This window comes from Nonomuraea sp. NPDC049480, from assembly GCF_044465905.1.
In the GTDB taxonomy this organism is placed as follows: domain Bacteria; phylum Actinomycetota; class Actinomycetes; order Streptosporangiales; family Streptosporangiaceae; genus Nonomuraea.
In genome coordinates, this window is sequence record NZ_JBITMD010000044.1 from 49,328 (window position 1) to 62,817 (window position 13,490).

Here is a 13,490-nt window from a genome sequence, read left to right on the forward strand (position 1 = left end):
CCAGGCCTACACCCTCAGCGTGCGCAAGGGTGGTGCGGTCCACTTATGTCCGTCACGTCGGCAGGGACGTGGATGGTCTGCCTCGGTTCGTCAGGAAAGGGGCTGCCGCCGGGAGAAGCGGCCCGGACCTGTGTGAAACGTGGTGCCGTCCGGGAAGCGAACCTGTGCCTGCGAGCCTCCGGGGACGTCGACCGAGATGGTCAGGTGATCGTCCTGGATGCGCCAGGCGACGGCGATCCGCCCCTGCGGGCTGTCGAACGTGCCCTCGGCCCAGGTGATCGCGTCGTTGAGCACGGGCGCGACGAGGAAGGACTCCCATGCGACGGAGCCTGCGGCCTGGCGTAGGCCGAGGGTGTGGGTGTGCAGGAAGCGGATGACCGCGCCCTTGCTGTAGTGGTTGAGGGAGGCGGTGGCGGTGCCGTCCTCGGAGACGCCGTCCCAGTCTTCCCAGATGGTGGTCGCGCCCCGGTCGAGCATGCCCAGCCAGGAGGGGGAGGTCCGCTGGTGCAGCAGCCGGTAGGCCACACCCGGGTGGCCGGTGTCCGCGAGGACGGGGAGCAGATCCGCTGTTGAGAGGAAACCGGTGGTGAGGTGACCGCCGGCCTCCTCGATCAGGGCGACGAGGTGCCAGGCGACCTTGTCGCGCAGGTCCTCGGGCACGAGGTCGAAGGCGAGGGCGCGTACATAGCCGGCCTGGGTGCCGGACTTCGTGCGGCCCTCGGCGTCGAGGAACTCGCTCTGCCACGCCCGGCGCACCTTCTCGGCCGTTTCGCGGTAGCGGGCCGCGTCGTCGGCGTGGCCCAGCACATCGGCGACGGCGGCGAGAGTGCGTACGGAGCGGTACAGGAAGGCGGTGCCGACCTCGCCCTTGTCGGCGGTGTACCAGGCGATGGGGTCGCTCATCACGGGGTCGACGAGGGATCCGTCGGCCGCGCGCTGCTTCGGCTCCGTCCATTCGCCCCAGTGGAAGGAGCCGTCCCAGATGAACTCCTCGTGGGGGAGTGGGTCGGCCGAGCGTTCGACCCGGGAGGGGTGCCGGGCGGTGCGTGCGGTGGCGAGCGCCCAGCCGACCCAGCGCCGCATCGCGGGCCAGTTCTCGGTGAGGGCGCCCTGGTCGCCGTAGGTCTCGTAGAGCACCCACGGGACGTGGACGATGGCGTCGCCCCAGCCGGCCGAGCCGGTGATCGCGTTCGCCATCGGGTCGTCGTGGGTCTTGAGCCGGTTGGCGTCAGGGGAGGAGTTGACCACGCGGCCGTCGCCGAGCTGGTCGTCGCGGACCGAGCGCAGCCACTTGCGGCTGAAGCCGTCCACGTCGTACAGGCGCGCGGCGGTCGGCGCGAAGATCTGGTAGTCGCCGGTCCAGCCGAGGCGTTCGCGGGTGGGGCAGTCGGTGGGGATGTCGACGGCGTTGCCACGGAAGCTCCAGCGCGCCACCTCGTGCAGGCGGTTGAGGTCGTCATCGCTGCAGGCGAAGGTGGCCGTCGGGCGCAGGTCGGTGTGCACGACCTGCATGGTCACCCTCGCCGGGTCCACGGCGCGGGAGATGCGTGCGTAGCGGAAGCCGTGCACAGTGTGCCGCGGCTCGAACACGTCGCCGGGCTTGCCGGAGGAGACGACTTCGTCGCGCTGCACGAACGGGATCGCGGCCTCACCCGGCTTCTGGCTGTCCAGATGGGTCGTCGTCAGGTCTCCGGCCGGGTCCAGGTGCTCGCCGTGGTCGATCACGGTACGGGTACCGGCCGGGCCGAGGTCGGTGAGGGTGATCCAGCCGGAGGCGTTCTGGCCGAAGTCCACGATGTACGCGCCGTCGCCGTGCCGGGTCACCGAACGCGCCGGAAGCTGCTCGACCCGCCGCACCGGCGGCGCCGGAGACCAGCTGATCGGTGGCGCGGTGACCGCATCGGCGAGCGCCGGCCGTGTCGTGCCGGGTTCGGCGGTGAAGTCGGTCGTCTGGCCGTTCATGAGGTCGGCCGCGAGGATGGCGCTGCGGCGCGAGGTCCAATCCTCGCCGGTGACGGCGGCCGTCTCGGTGCCGTCGGCGTAGCGGACGTGGAGCTGGAGCCGGGCCGCGGTGGTCGTGCCCCAGGCGTCGCGCTTGCGCCAGGTTCCGACACTGCCTCGGTACCAGCCGTCCGACAGCAGGATCTCCAGGTCGTTGACGCCGTCGCGCATCAGCGCGGTGACATCCATGGCCTGGGCGTAGAGCGTGTCGCCGTACGATGTCCATCCCGGCGTCAGCTCCGCCGTCCCCGCCCGCGTGCCGTTGGCGAACACCTCATAGACGCCCAGCGCGGTGGAGTAGAGGCGAGCCTCGGCGATGTCACCCCGCAGCTCCACGCGGCCGGCGAGAACGTAGGCCGGGCGCGGCTGCGTGTCGTCCTCCTGCGGGGAGATCCAGCGCGCCGACCAATCCCCGTCCAGCAGGCCCGATTCGAACTCGTGCCACGGCGACCACTCGGACGATCGCCCGCCACTATGGGTGCGAACACGCCAGGCGACGCGCTGCCGGCTGCGCAACGGCGGCAACGGCCACTCGAGGAACAGATGCCGTGCCGAGACGACGTTCTCCACCGTCTTCTCGACGCCGTCCACGCGAAACTGGAGGTCGTAACCGTCCTGCCCGCTCCACTCCCGCGGCAGCTTCCACGACAGCCGAGGCCCGGGGCCCGAGACGACGAACTGGTCTCCGCCGCTGTCGATCTGCAGGTCGTAAGGGGATTGGCTCATCATCGTCTTTTCCAACTCGGGTGACGTGGTCGACGTGGTCAGGGGCTCGCTCGTTCGGCGAGAGCGGCGCTCCGCCGTGCGGGAGCGCCGCGAGGAGGTGGGCTACCGGACGGACTTGACCTTGAAGAGGATGAGCAGGCCGCCGACCAGCGCGAGCACGGCTCCGGCGAGGTAAAGCCCGGTGTAGTTCTTGTCCGCACCGGACGCGCCGATCGTGATGATGAACGGGGCGATGAGCGGGGCGATCGCACTGGGGATCCTCTGCGCGAACGCGACCACCGCCATGTACCGGCCCGCCTGCGCCCGGTCGGGCAGAACCGCGAAGATGATCGCCTGGTCGACGGCGGCGAACACGGCGATGGCGAGCTGCATCAGCACCGCGCCCACGATCAGCGGCGGCAACGAGTGAGCGAAGGCCTCGACGCAGGCGCCGGCGACGAACAGGAGCGCGCCGATGAAGGTGAACAGCTTCCGCCTGCCGAGCTTGTCGGACAGGAATCCACCGGCCAGCGCTCCCACGGAGGCCGCGACAACGCCCAGAATCCCGATGGAGGCCGCGACCCCCGCGACCTCCCTGACGGGCAGGTTGAGGCGCTGGGCGTAGAAGAACGCGCCGAAGGTCGTGTTGAAGTACAGACCCATGAAGAAGATGAAGCGACCGAGCCAGTTCCATCCGAAGTCGGGGTACTTCCTCGGATTGAAGACGAAGCTCGCGAACAGCTTCTTCATGCTGACGTGGGTGGAGTGCACGAGATCGTGCGAGCTGCCTTCCGCTTTGAGGATCGGAAGCAGTACGAGCATGACGGCGCCGATGAGTCCGGGCACCATGAACACGAGCAACGTGCTCGAGGACACGGCGTAGGCGATGCCGATGCCGATCACGGGGGCGATCTGCGTCGTGAGGCCGGTCAGGGCCGACACCCGGCCGCGCTGCTCCTCGGGGACGTGATCGGCCTGCAGGTTCTGGATCGCTCCACCTGCTGTCGACCAGCCGATCATCCCGAACACCCACCCCAGACCGATCAGCGGAACGGTGGGCGCGGTGGCGACGACGACCAGCGCGGGCAGACCGAGAAGCGCTCCCGCGACCATGAAGGGCGCGCGCCGCCCGAACCGCGACCGGGTGCGATCGCTCCACATGCCGATCAGCGGGCTGAGCACGAGATAGACCAGCTGTGCGGTACCGGTGACGTAGCCCAGCATCTCTTCCTGCCCCGGCGCGATCTCGGAGATGCGCACGGCGAGCGCGTACGTCAGCGGGACCATGAGCGCGATCGAGCCCCCGAAGCTGGCGATCATCATCAAGATGATGTAGCTCGCGCTGATTCTCTGCAGCGGTGGCGCCACGATGTCCGCCTGCTCGGTGCCCGGCACGTCACGGGCGCCCGCCGCCACCGGCCGGGATGCCGCGGCTCCCACGGCGACGGCGTCGCTTTCCGATCGTTCTTCGACCACTGGGGCTCCTTCGGTTTCGAGGGTTGCTACCGGCGCGCAGGCCCCACGAATGCAGCGCGCGTTGGGAATCTCGGACGGTCGCGTCAGTGCGCGCCCCCTCGCACCATGCAAAAGTAACCACAGTGGAAACTTTTTAGCAATACTAGACTTGGATCGATCGAGGCAGGCAATGCCGCCTCGAGCTGCAGCAGCCGACCGAAGGACGTTCGTGACCGCTCCTGAACAGGGCAAGGAACCCGCAAGACGCCGCCGGGGCCCGAACGCCTCCACCCCGGCCCGGCGCGCGCAGATCGTCCGTGCCGCGCTGGAGAGTTTCGCCCAGCACGGTTACGAGAGGGCGTCATTGCGGGACATCGCCGCGCGGGCAGGCGTGACGCACGCGGCGTTGCTCCGCCACTTCTCCGGCAAGGACGAACTCCTCCTGTCCGCGCTGGCCCAGCGGGAAGAGGATGAGGAGAAGCTGGCGGAGCAGATCCTCCAGTCCGGGCTGGCCGGGGGGAGCGTTCTCGTTGCGGTGCTCCGCGACGAGTTCAAGAACCCCGACTACCAGCGCAACTGGATGGCGCTGGCCATCGCGGCGACCGACCCCGCGCATCCCGCGCACGAGTTCTTCACCAGCCGGCGCGAGCGCATGCGCACACGCTTCAACAGCAGCCCGCTGCCCACCTCGCGAGACAGCGCGTACCTTTCGGCGGACGAGAAGGTCACCCTGGTGCTGGCGATGATCGACGGCCTGCGCATCCAAGCCCTCCTCGACCCTTCTCGTGAGACCCTCGCGCTCCTCGAGGTCTTCATGAAACTGGTCGTCACCCCCCTGGAAGACTCCGAAGCCTGAGTCGGCGGTCTTCTCGGCGGTAGCACGTGCCGGCATCCGACGGTGCCGGCACTCGATTGATCTCCATCCCGGTATTGATAAATGTTTCCATGCTGGTTACTTTTTGCTCGTGCGAGGAGGTGCCCGCCCGCACTGCCCCTTTGGAAGGACCACGTGACCGACACGCTGTCACCTCCGCCCGACCGAACTGGCCTGGTCGCGATGAGGGCGCGGGAGTGAGTCATTCGGCCTTCTACGACCAGTACCGGGACGTCCACGAACTGGCTTACGTCCCGCATGACGTGACGGCCGCGTTCACCGCGGGCGCGCTCAGTTGAAGGCGCACTATCGCGCTGACGAGAGCGGGAGCTGGGCGGTGGCCGGCCACCTGAGCGAGGGGGATGCGCCGACGACTGATCCGGTCCCGCGGCAGCACGCTCTCACCGGCCCGGGTCGCGTCTCCCGGCGCCACCCCTGATTTCTGAACAAAGGAGACCTTTCATGTCCATTGCCGATGTGTCTGGCAAGTCCCTGACCGAGCTCGTTTCCTTGCACGGCCGACGTGCGGTCGTGACCGGAGGCGGCCGCGGGCTGGGCAAGGCGATCGCGCTCCGCCTGGCCGAGGCAGGCGCGGACCTGCTGATCGGCGACCTTGACGAGGAGCTGGCGGCGGCGGCCGCAAAGCAGCTTGCCGAGCGCCACGGGGTGCGCGCGATCGGCGCCGCCATGGACGTCACCGACACGGCAGCCGTGGCCGCGGCGGCCGACCGCGCGGTCGCCGAGCTCGGCGGCCTGGACGTCTGGGTGAACAACGCCGGCATCTTCCCGGCCGTCCCCCTGCTGGAGATGACCGAGGAGACGTGGGATCAGGTGTTCGCCGTGAACGCACGCGGCGTTTTCGTCGGCGCACGTGAAGCGGCACGGCGCATGTCGGCCGCGGGCACGGGCGGCGTCATCGTGAACATCGTCTCCACCGCCGGCTTCCGTGGCAGCGCGCCGGGCCTGGCCGCCTACGTCGGATCCAAACATGCCGCCCGCGGCCTCACGCGCGAGCTGGCCCTCGAACTGGCTCCGCTGGGCATCCGCGTGCTGGGGGTGGCGCCGAGCTTCGTCCCCACGGAGGGCAACATGATGATGGCCGCGGCCGCGGGCGTGAATCTCGACGACATCCCGCCGACCGACCTCATGCTGAACAGCCCGATCGGCCGGGTCGGCACCCCTGACGACATCGCGCGCGTCGCTCTGTTCTGCGCCTCGGACCTGTCGGCCTTCATGACCGGCAGCACCTTGCTTGCCGACGGCGGCGACACCGCCTGAGCAGACGTCGACTGACCTGGGGAAGCCGCGAAACCCACCGAGTTCTGGCTCGCACTCGGTGGGTTCGCCGCATCGGCGTCTGATGGCCACACAGAACCATGCAGATCTCCGCCCATCGGGGACCTGCTCCGAACGTGGATGAGGTTCAGGGTTCGGTGAAGCCGGCCTGGAGCGCGGAGGGCACTCCACCCCACCGGTGCTGATACGAGCAGGTCCCACAGCACATCGAAGTCATGGGATCCGTCAGGCAGTTCCGCCCATCCAAGGCGTGATTGGGACGGCCGAGCCTGATGCCTTGTACGGCCAGGTCGCGGGCAGCGGCGGTAAGGCGCTCGGCGGGGGTGTTCCAGTAGCCGAGCGCGATCAGGGCAGGCCACGCCCAGCGGCCTCGCGCGATACCTGCTTAATCCGCGCTCGGCGGTTTGCGGCCGGCGAGCGGCTTCCAGCGTGCCCGCAGCGTGTGAGCGGCGGCCTTGGGTCTGCGGTCGCGGGTGAAGACGCCCTTCTTGTTGCCGTCGACCCGGTGGATGCCGTGGGAGGTCTGGAAGTCGGCGAAGTTCCACACGTGCTCGCCGATGAACGCCTCGATCCGGTCGAAGACACGGTGGTGCATCTCAAGGTAGGCCTGCTGGTACTCCTCGGTCCACGGCGTGTCCCACACCGAGTGCAGGCCGGGCATGGTGTCGGCGCCGTACTCACTCATCATGATCGGCTTGCCGAACTTCTCGGCCCAGCCGCGCAGGTCGTGCTCCAGGTAGGTCTCAGCCGTGGCGAGGTCGCCGGTGGCGATGTACCAGCCGTAGTAGCGGTTGATGCACAAGACGTCGAAGAGGTCGGCGAGGCGGTCGTTCTCGTGCGTGGCGAAGATCACGGCCGCGTAGCTGACCGGGCGGGTGGGGTCGAGCTTGCGGGTGAGCTCCACCAGCGGCTCGAAGTACTCGCGCGCGCCGTCCTCGTTGGAGGACGGCTCGTTGGCGATGCACCACATGACGACGCTGGGGTGGTTCTTGTCGCGGGCGATCAGCTCGCGGATCGCCTGGGCGTGTGCCTCGCGGGTGGCCTCGCCGAAGGTCTCCGGGGAGAAGGTGGGCCGGGGCGGAGCGCCGGTGAGCCCGGCGGCGACGGCGAGGTTGAGGCCGACGGCGGCGGTTTCGTCGATGACGACGATGCCGTGCCGGTCGGCGAACTCCATCACCTCTTCGGCGTAGGGGTAGTGCGAGGTGCGGAAGGAGTTGGCGCCGATCCAGTCCATGAGCTGGAAGTCGTGGACGAGGTAGGCGTTGTCGTGGCCCTTGCCGCGTACGGGTGTGTCCTCGTGCTTGCCGAACCCGGTGAAGTAGAACGGCTGGCCGTTGATGAGGAACTGCGTGCCCCGCACCTCCACGGTCCGTACGCCGAACGGCTCGGTGTAGCTGTCGATCACCTGGTCGCCGTCGAGGACTTCGACGAGCAGGTCGTAGAGGTAGGCGGCGCCCGGCCGCCACAGCGTCACGTCGTCGATGCGCAGGGTTCCGTTGGCCCCGTCCGCCGCCGCGACCTCCGCGCCGGCGGCGTCGAGCGCTCGCACCCGGACCGGCGCGGGCGCGCTGGTCCGGATCGAGTACTCGACCTTCCCGATCGTTTCGTCGAGGCCGGTCACGATCGTGATGTCCTCGACGTGGACGGCGGGACGGCTGCAGAGCCACACCGAGCGGGCCAGGCCCGCGTAGTTGTAGAAGTCGTGCAGGTACGTCTGCCGGCGCCGCCCGTCGGCGGTGACGGTGATCGTGCCGGGCGGGATCGTCGTGTCGGTCAGTTCGTTGTTGACGCCGATGGTGAGGCGGAACTCCTGCCCGGCGCGCACGTGCTCGGTGATGTCGGCTTCGAAGGGTGTGTAGCCACCCACGTGCTCGGCCACCAGGACGTCGTCGACGTAGACCTGGCCCTGGTGGGTGGCGGCGTCGACGCGCAGGACGACGCGCTCGCCGGCCCAGCCGCGCGGCACCCGCACCTGGCGCTGGTACCAGACCCAGCCCACGTGGTCGCGGATCGCGCTGTCGGTGAACAGGTCGTTGTAGCTGGCGGGGACCGCTGCCTCCAGCGTGGTGTCCAGCGGCCCGGGGCCACCGTCGAGGGCGAAGCGCCACAATCCGTCGAGGTTCACCAGTTCGCGGGTGGGGGTGGGACGTGGTCTGAGCATTCAGCGAGTCTCCGTCGAGAGGATGAGCCGCCATTCCCAGGCGTACTCAGTGGCGGTGAGGCGGAACTCCGGGCGGGTGTCGGGACCGAGGTGGGCCATGCCGACGCCGCGGTGGGCGACGTCCAGGTGAACCACCGTCACGGAGCTGGGCGGCAGCTTCCACCAGTGGTCGGCTGCCTCCAGCTGGGCCACGGTGTGGCGGCCGACGGTCATGTGCAGCGGGGTGTGCGCCGTACGCATCGTGCCTGCCGGGCCGGAGAGCTCCAGGGCGGTGACCTCGCCGCGCCCGCCGTTCTCCGTCGGCACGATGTACGGCACGGCCAGCTCGTCGATCATGCTCTCCCAGACTCCCAGCAGGGCGGAGGATCGCCGGTCCGGGTAGTTCTCCCAAGGGCCGAGCCCGGTCCATCGGGCGTGCTCGAAACCTTCGACGAGGATGAACTCCATGCCCACACGCAGCCCGTCCTCGGTGTCCTCGGGCAGCTTGACGTTCTCGGACAGCACCCAGTCGGCGTCACCGACCTGGCGGATCGTCCGCCGATGGACGACTTCCTCGCCCCACGCGGTGCGGTAGCCGCCGTCGATGGGTGTCAGGTCGAAGAAGCCGGATCGCACGAACCGGTTGTCCAGGGAGAAGGCACGGTCGTTGTCGGTGAGCGCGCGCCACAGGCTGAGCCTGGGCGGGATGAGCAGCAGCGGGTGGCTGATCTCGTCGTTCCGGGCGATGCCGTACGGCGGCGCCCACGGCTTGCGCGGGTAGGTGACCTGGTGGACGGCGATCTCGGTGCCTGCCGGAGCCCAGCGGCTGTCATACCGGGTACGGACGGTGAGGGTCAGCGCCAGAGCGTCGGCGATGTGCTTGAGCAGGTCATCCGGGATGGGGAGGCGTGCCTCGCCGCGGGGTGCCACCGCGGGTGCCGGCACCGTTCGCGAGGGGCCGGGCCCGTGCTGCGTCTCGACGCGCAACTCCAGCTCGTAGGCGCTCAGGTCGGCGAAGAACTGCCGGTTCCGGATCGTGAGCGTGTCACCCTCGGCGGCGACACGGACCGGGCTGAACAGACCGCGTGCTTCGTAGAAGGCCGGTTTGGGGGTGAGATCGGGGAAGACCAGGCCATACAGCAAGATCGGGCCGTCGTTGGGCTCGTCCCCGAAGTCTCCGCCGTAGCGATAGCGGCCGTCGCCGTCCGGGTCGAGCCCGTGGTCCTTGAACCCCCAGACGAACCCGCCTTGCAGGCCCGGCAGCGTCTCGAACAGCTCCCAGTAGTCGGCCAGCCCTCCGGCGGAGTTGCCCTGCGAGTAGCCGTACTCGCACAGGATCACCGGCCGGTCCCCGTCGAAGGCCTTGAGCGCGTCAAGGTGCGGGTACATCGGGCAGACGATGTCGCTCGCGCCGTGTCCACCGTGCCAGTCTGTGGCGATGGCGCCCTCGTACTGCACGGGCCGGGTCGGGTCGAAGCGGCGCACCCAGGCCGCGGCGGCGTCGTGGTTGGCGCCGTACCCGCTCTCGTTGCCGAGCGACCAGATGATGACGCTCGGGTGGTTGCGGTCGCGCAGCACCATCCGGGAGACCCGCTCCAGGAACTCCGGCAGGTAACGCGGATCGTGCGGGATGGTGGCCATGAACGCGTGCGCCTCGATGTCGGCCTCGTCCACGACGTAGAAGCCGAGCTCGTCGGCCAGGTCGAGCAGGTAGGGGTCGTTGGGGTAGTGCGAGGTGCGGATCGCGTTGACGTTGAACCGCTTGAGCAGCGAGAGCTCGGCCAGCATGGTCTCGCGGGAGAGCACCCGGCCGGTGCGCGGGTCGACATCGTGGCGGTTGACGCCCTGGATGAGCACCCGCTCGCCGTTGACGAGGAGGTCGCGGCCCTCGATCCGGACGCGGCGGAAGCCGATCCGCACGGTGGTGCTGTCGGCGACGCCGCCGTCCGGCGCGACCAGCTCGACGCTGAGCTCCTCCAGGTGCGGGATCTCCGCCGACCACGGCTGGACCACCAGGTCGTCGAGCGCGAAGGCGGCCGTACCCGGCCGTTCGGTCGGGTGGGCGTAGCGGCCGATCATCTCCGCCGCCTGACGCATCGGCTCCTCCAGCGGCGCACCGGCCGCCTTGAGGCCGAGCAGGCCCGAGAAGCCGGCGGGGAGCATCGGCTCGGGCCGTACCGACCGGGCGTCAGCAGGTGTGGGCAGGGTGGGCGCGATCAGGCGAGGGGTCACCGAGGTGGTGCGGGTCTGGCCGAGCACGCCGATCCTGACCGTCCAGCCGGACTCGGGTAGGTGATCCAGCCCGGTCGTGAAGACCTGCACGTCGAGAGCGCCACACTTGGCCTCGGGATCATAGTCGGCGACCACGGACAGGTCCGCCAGCCGTACCTCCGGCACGGTGTACAGGAAGACCGGGCGGCTCAGACCCGACTGCCACCAATGATCCTGATCCTCCAGGTAGCTTGCAGCCGACCACTTCTCCACCGTCAGCTGGATTTCGTTGGACCCCGCACGCACCGCATCAGTGATGTCGAACTCGGCAGCCAGGTGGGAGTCCGTGCTCGTGCCGAGATCCTGGCCGTTGGCCGAGACCCGGAGCAGTCCTTCGGCGGCCCCGACGTGCAGAATCGTCCTCCGGCCGGCTTGAGGCGAGAGCTCGACCGAACGCCGGTAGACACCGGTCGGGTTGTCGTCGGGCACCTGCGGTGGCACCTCGTCGAACGGCATCGGCACGTTGGTGTAGTGCGGTCGGTCGGTTTCCTCGTGCATCGTCCACAGGCTCGGCACCTGCGCGGTCGACCAGGCGCCGTGCGGCAGCAGCCGGAACTGCCACTCGCCGCTCAGATCGATTTCGGCAGTACGGCTGATCCCATGCATGGGCAGCCTGCCCATCACAGTCCTCCGCGGCGGACGACCTCGCCCAGCCAGGCCAGGCTCGGCTTCGGGTGGCGCTCGAACGTCGTACGGTCGACCGCGATGAGGCCGAAGGTCGGCTCCCAGTGGCCCCACTCGAAGTTGTCCAGCGCGCTCCAATGCAGGTAGCCCCGGATGTCGATGCCGTCGTCCATCGCGGCGAACACGTGGCCGAGGGCCTCGGAGGTGTAGGCGATCCGTCGGGTGTCGTCAGGGGTGGCGATGCCGTTCTCGGTGATGAGGATCGGCGTGTGGCCGGTGGTCTCCCAGGCGTGCCGTACGGCGATGCCGATCGCGTCGGGCCGGTAGGCGTTGCCGACCATCGTGTTGTCCGGGCTCTGCGGATGCGGGACGACGCCGTTCTCGTCGACGGCCTGGCTGGTGTAGGACTGCACGCCGATGAAGTCGTCACCGCGGGCCGCCTCCAGGTAGAGGTCCTCGCGGACGTGGCGTACCTCGCGGAGCTTGTCCTCGTTGCCGGGCGTCGGGGTGAGCGCCTGGCAGGCCACCGTCCAGCCGACGGCCGCCCCGGTGTGCTGCTTCAGGATCGCGCGGGCCGCGTGGTGCGCCTCGGCCAGCCGCTCGCCGATCTTCGGGTCGGGGTCGGGGAGGACCGGCCGGGCGGCGCCCTCGACGGTGGGGCTCATCCATTCCGCGGTCGACCGCTGGGCCTGAGCCTGCGCGTCTCGGGCCATCCCGATCATGAGGGCGAGCATGTTGGGCTCGTTGATCGTGCACACCCACTCGACACCGTCGAGAATGCCGGCGGCCTGGCGGACGTAGGTCTGGAAGCGCTCGATCGCCTGGTCGCCCAGCCACCCGCCGACCTCGGCGAACCATCGCGGGTGCGTGAAGTGGTGCAGGGTGACGACGGGGGTGAGGCCCAGATCCAGGGCCGTGTCGATCATCCTGCGGTAGTGGGCGAGCTCGGCCCGGGAGAACTCTCCGGGGATCGGCTCGATGCGGGCCCACTCGATGCCGAAGCGGTAGGCGTTGAGCCCGGCCTCGGCCAGCAGGCGCATGTCCTCGGCGTAGCGGTGGTAGCTGTCGACCGCGTCGCCGCTGCGCTGCATGCCGGGCATCTGCTGCTCGAGAGCCCACCAGTCGCTGTTGACGTTGTTGCCTTCCACCTGGTGCGGCGCGGTCGCCGCACCCCAGAGGAAACCGGAGGGGAGCTGGGGCATGGTTGAGTTCCTTGCTCGAGACCATGAGTGTGACGCTGGCGACACGCTAGCATGAAAACCGAAACGCGCTACTAATTTGGAGGACGTCCATGACGGCATCCGGAAACCGCGGGCCGTACGCGAAGACGGCGGCGGTGCGGCGGCGCGTCCTCGAAGCGTGCGTGGACGCCTTCGCCGAAACCGGCTTCTACGGCGCCACCATGAAGGACGTCGCCAAACGCGCGGGCATCAGCCACACCGGGCTGCTGCATCATTTCCCGCGCAAGGAAGACCTGCTCCTCGGGGTGCTGGAGCTGCGCGACGAACGCGGTACCGAGTTCCTGGCATCGGCCAAGGTGCTGGACCCGACGGCCGATCCCATCGACATCCTCAATGGCATGATCGCCGTCATCGTCGACAACGAACTCCAGCCGGGGCTCATGGAACTGCACTGCGTCGTGTCGGGCGAGGCGACCTCGCCCAACCATCCCGCGCACTCCTACTACGCCGAGCGCTACCGCAATCTCCGCCGCTTCTACGCCGACACCTTCACGGCCCTCGCCGAACGCAACGGGCTGCGCCCGTCGATCGACCCCGAGACGCTGGCCACCATGACCATCTCCCTCATCAACGGCCTGCAGGCGCAGTGGCTCTTCGACCGCGACTCCGTGAAAGTCGAGTCGGCGATCCGCCAATTCCTCTCATCCGTCATTCCGGGGCTTCCGAGCGACGCATTCGCGTAAAGCCGCCGACAGCGGTACGACCTGGGGCCAGGCGCGCTCCCAGGAAGTCCAGAAGCACCCCGACCGCCAGCTTGCCGGGGATCGAGGATCCCTCCTGTGTGAAGCGCGGGACTGTACGGTCTTCGGTGTAACTCCTGATCAAGGAGAACGCACCTGATGAGTACTGTGATCCAGGCATCGACGGAGATCGACCTGGAGGA

General features: G+C 69.0%; 8 protein-coding genes. 3 read left to right on the forward strand and 5 right to left on the reverse strand.

Going from position 1 to position 13,490, the window contains the following annotated elements; all coding sequences use genetic code 11:
* Nucleotides 1–90: 90 nt before the first annotated feature.
* The gene (locus tag ACIBX3_RS57630) at nt 91–2,727 is read right to left on the reverse strand and encodes a family 78 glycoside hydrolase catalytic domain (protein WP_397129333.1); all 2,637 of its coding nucleotides are present in this window, start codon (nt 2,725–2,727) and stop codon (nt 91–93) included.
* Nucleotides 2,728–2,829: 102 nt separating this feature from the next.
* Nucleotides 2,830–4,182: an MFS transporter gene (locus ACIBX3_RS57635; protein ID WP_397129334.1), complete on the reverse strand. Its 1,353-nt coding sequence runs from the start codon at nt 4,180–4,182 to the stop codon at nt 2,830–2,832.
* A 208-nt stretch (nt 4,183–4,390) separates the two neighbouring features.
* Between ACIBX3_RS57635 and ACIBX3_RS57640 the strand changes: the two genes are divergently transcribed.
* A complete protein-coding gene (locus ACIBX3_RS57640; RefSeq protein WP_397129335.1) occupies nt 4,391–5,017 on the forward strand; it encodes a TetR/AcrR family transcriptional regulator in 627 nt (208 codons plus the stop codon).
* 480 nt (nt 5,018–5,497) lie between these two features.
* On the forward strand, nt 5,498–6,313 hold the full coding sequence (locus tag ACIBX3_RS57645; protein WP_397129336.1) for an SDR family NAD(P)-dependent oxidoreductase: 816 nt from the start codon (nt 5,498–5,500) through the stop codon (nt 6,311–6,313).
* Between the two features lie 403 nt (nt 6,314–6,716).
* On the opposite strand, the gene uidA is transcribed toward ACIBX3_RS57645, so the two are convergent.
* The 3 genes from uidA to ACIBX3_RS57660 are packed head-to-tail and all read right to left on the reverse strand — an operon-like array spanning nt 6,717 to nt 12,568.
* Nucleotides 6,717–8,492, reverse strand: a complete 1,776-nt coding sequence (gene uidA, locus ACIBX3_RS57650) for a beta-glucuronidase (protein ID WP_397129337.1) — start codon at nt 8,490–8,492, stop codon at nt 6,717–6,719.
* Complete coding sequence (locus ACIBX3_RS57655) at nt 8,493–11,363, reverse strand: glycoside hydrolase family 2 TIM barrel-domain containing protein (protein WP_397129338.1); 2,871 nt, start codon at nt 11,361–11,363, stop codon at nt 8,493–8,495.
* Nucleotides 11,363–12,568 (reverse strand): glycoside hydrolase family 1 protein, encoded by a 1,206-nt coding sequence (locus tag ACIBX3_RS57660; protein WP_397129340.1) that lies wholly within the window; start codon nt 12,566–12,568, stop codon nt 11,363–11,365. The genes ACIBX3_RS57655 and ACIBX3_RS57660 overlap by 1 nt, the downstream gene beginning before the upstream one ends.
* A gap of 89 nt (nt 12,569–12,657) precedes the next feature.
* Here ACIBX3_RS57660 and ACIBX3_RS57665 point away from each other — a divergent pair, with 89 nt between their 5' ends.
* Nucleotides 12,658–13,290 carry a TetR/AcrR family transcriptional regulator gene (locus ACIBX3_RS57665; RefSeq protein ID WP_397129341.1) on the forward strand — a complete coding sequence of 211 codons (633 nt, stop codon included), beginning with the start codon at nt 12,658–12,660 and terminating at the stop codon, nt 13,288–13,290.
* Nucleotides 13,291–13,490 lie beyond the last annotated feature (200 nt).

Excerpts from the sequence above, each read along its gene's own strand:
- ACIBX3_RS57630 (WP_397129333.1), bottom strand. The coding sequence starts at position 2,727 with ATGAGCCAATCCCCTTACGACCTGCAGATCGACAGCGGCGGAGACCAG.
- ACIBX3_RS57655 (WP_397129338.1), bottom strand. The coding sequence starts at position 11,363 with ATGGGCAGGCTGCCCATGCATGGGATCAGCCGTACTGCCGAAATCGAT.
- ACIBX3_RS57645 (WP_397129336.1), top strand. The coding sequence starts at position 5,498 with ATGTCCATTGCCGATGTGTCTGGCAAGTCCCTGACCGAGCTCGTTTCC.
- ACIBX3_RS57665 (WP_397129341.1), top strand. The coding sequence starts at position 12,658 with ATGACGGCATCCGGAAACCGCGGGCCGTACGCGAAGACGGCGGCGGTG.
- uidA (WP_397129337.1), bottom strand. The coding sequence starts at position 8,492 with ATGCTCAGACCACGTCCCACCCCCACCCGCGAACTGGTGAACCTCGAC.
- ACIBX3_RS57660 (WP_397129340.1), bottom strand. The coding sequence starts at position 12,568 with ATGCCCCAGCTCCCCTCCGGTTTCCTCTGGGGTGCGGCGACCGCGCCG.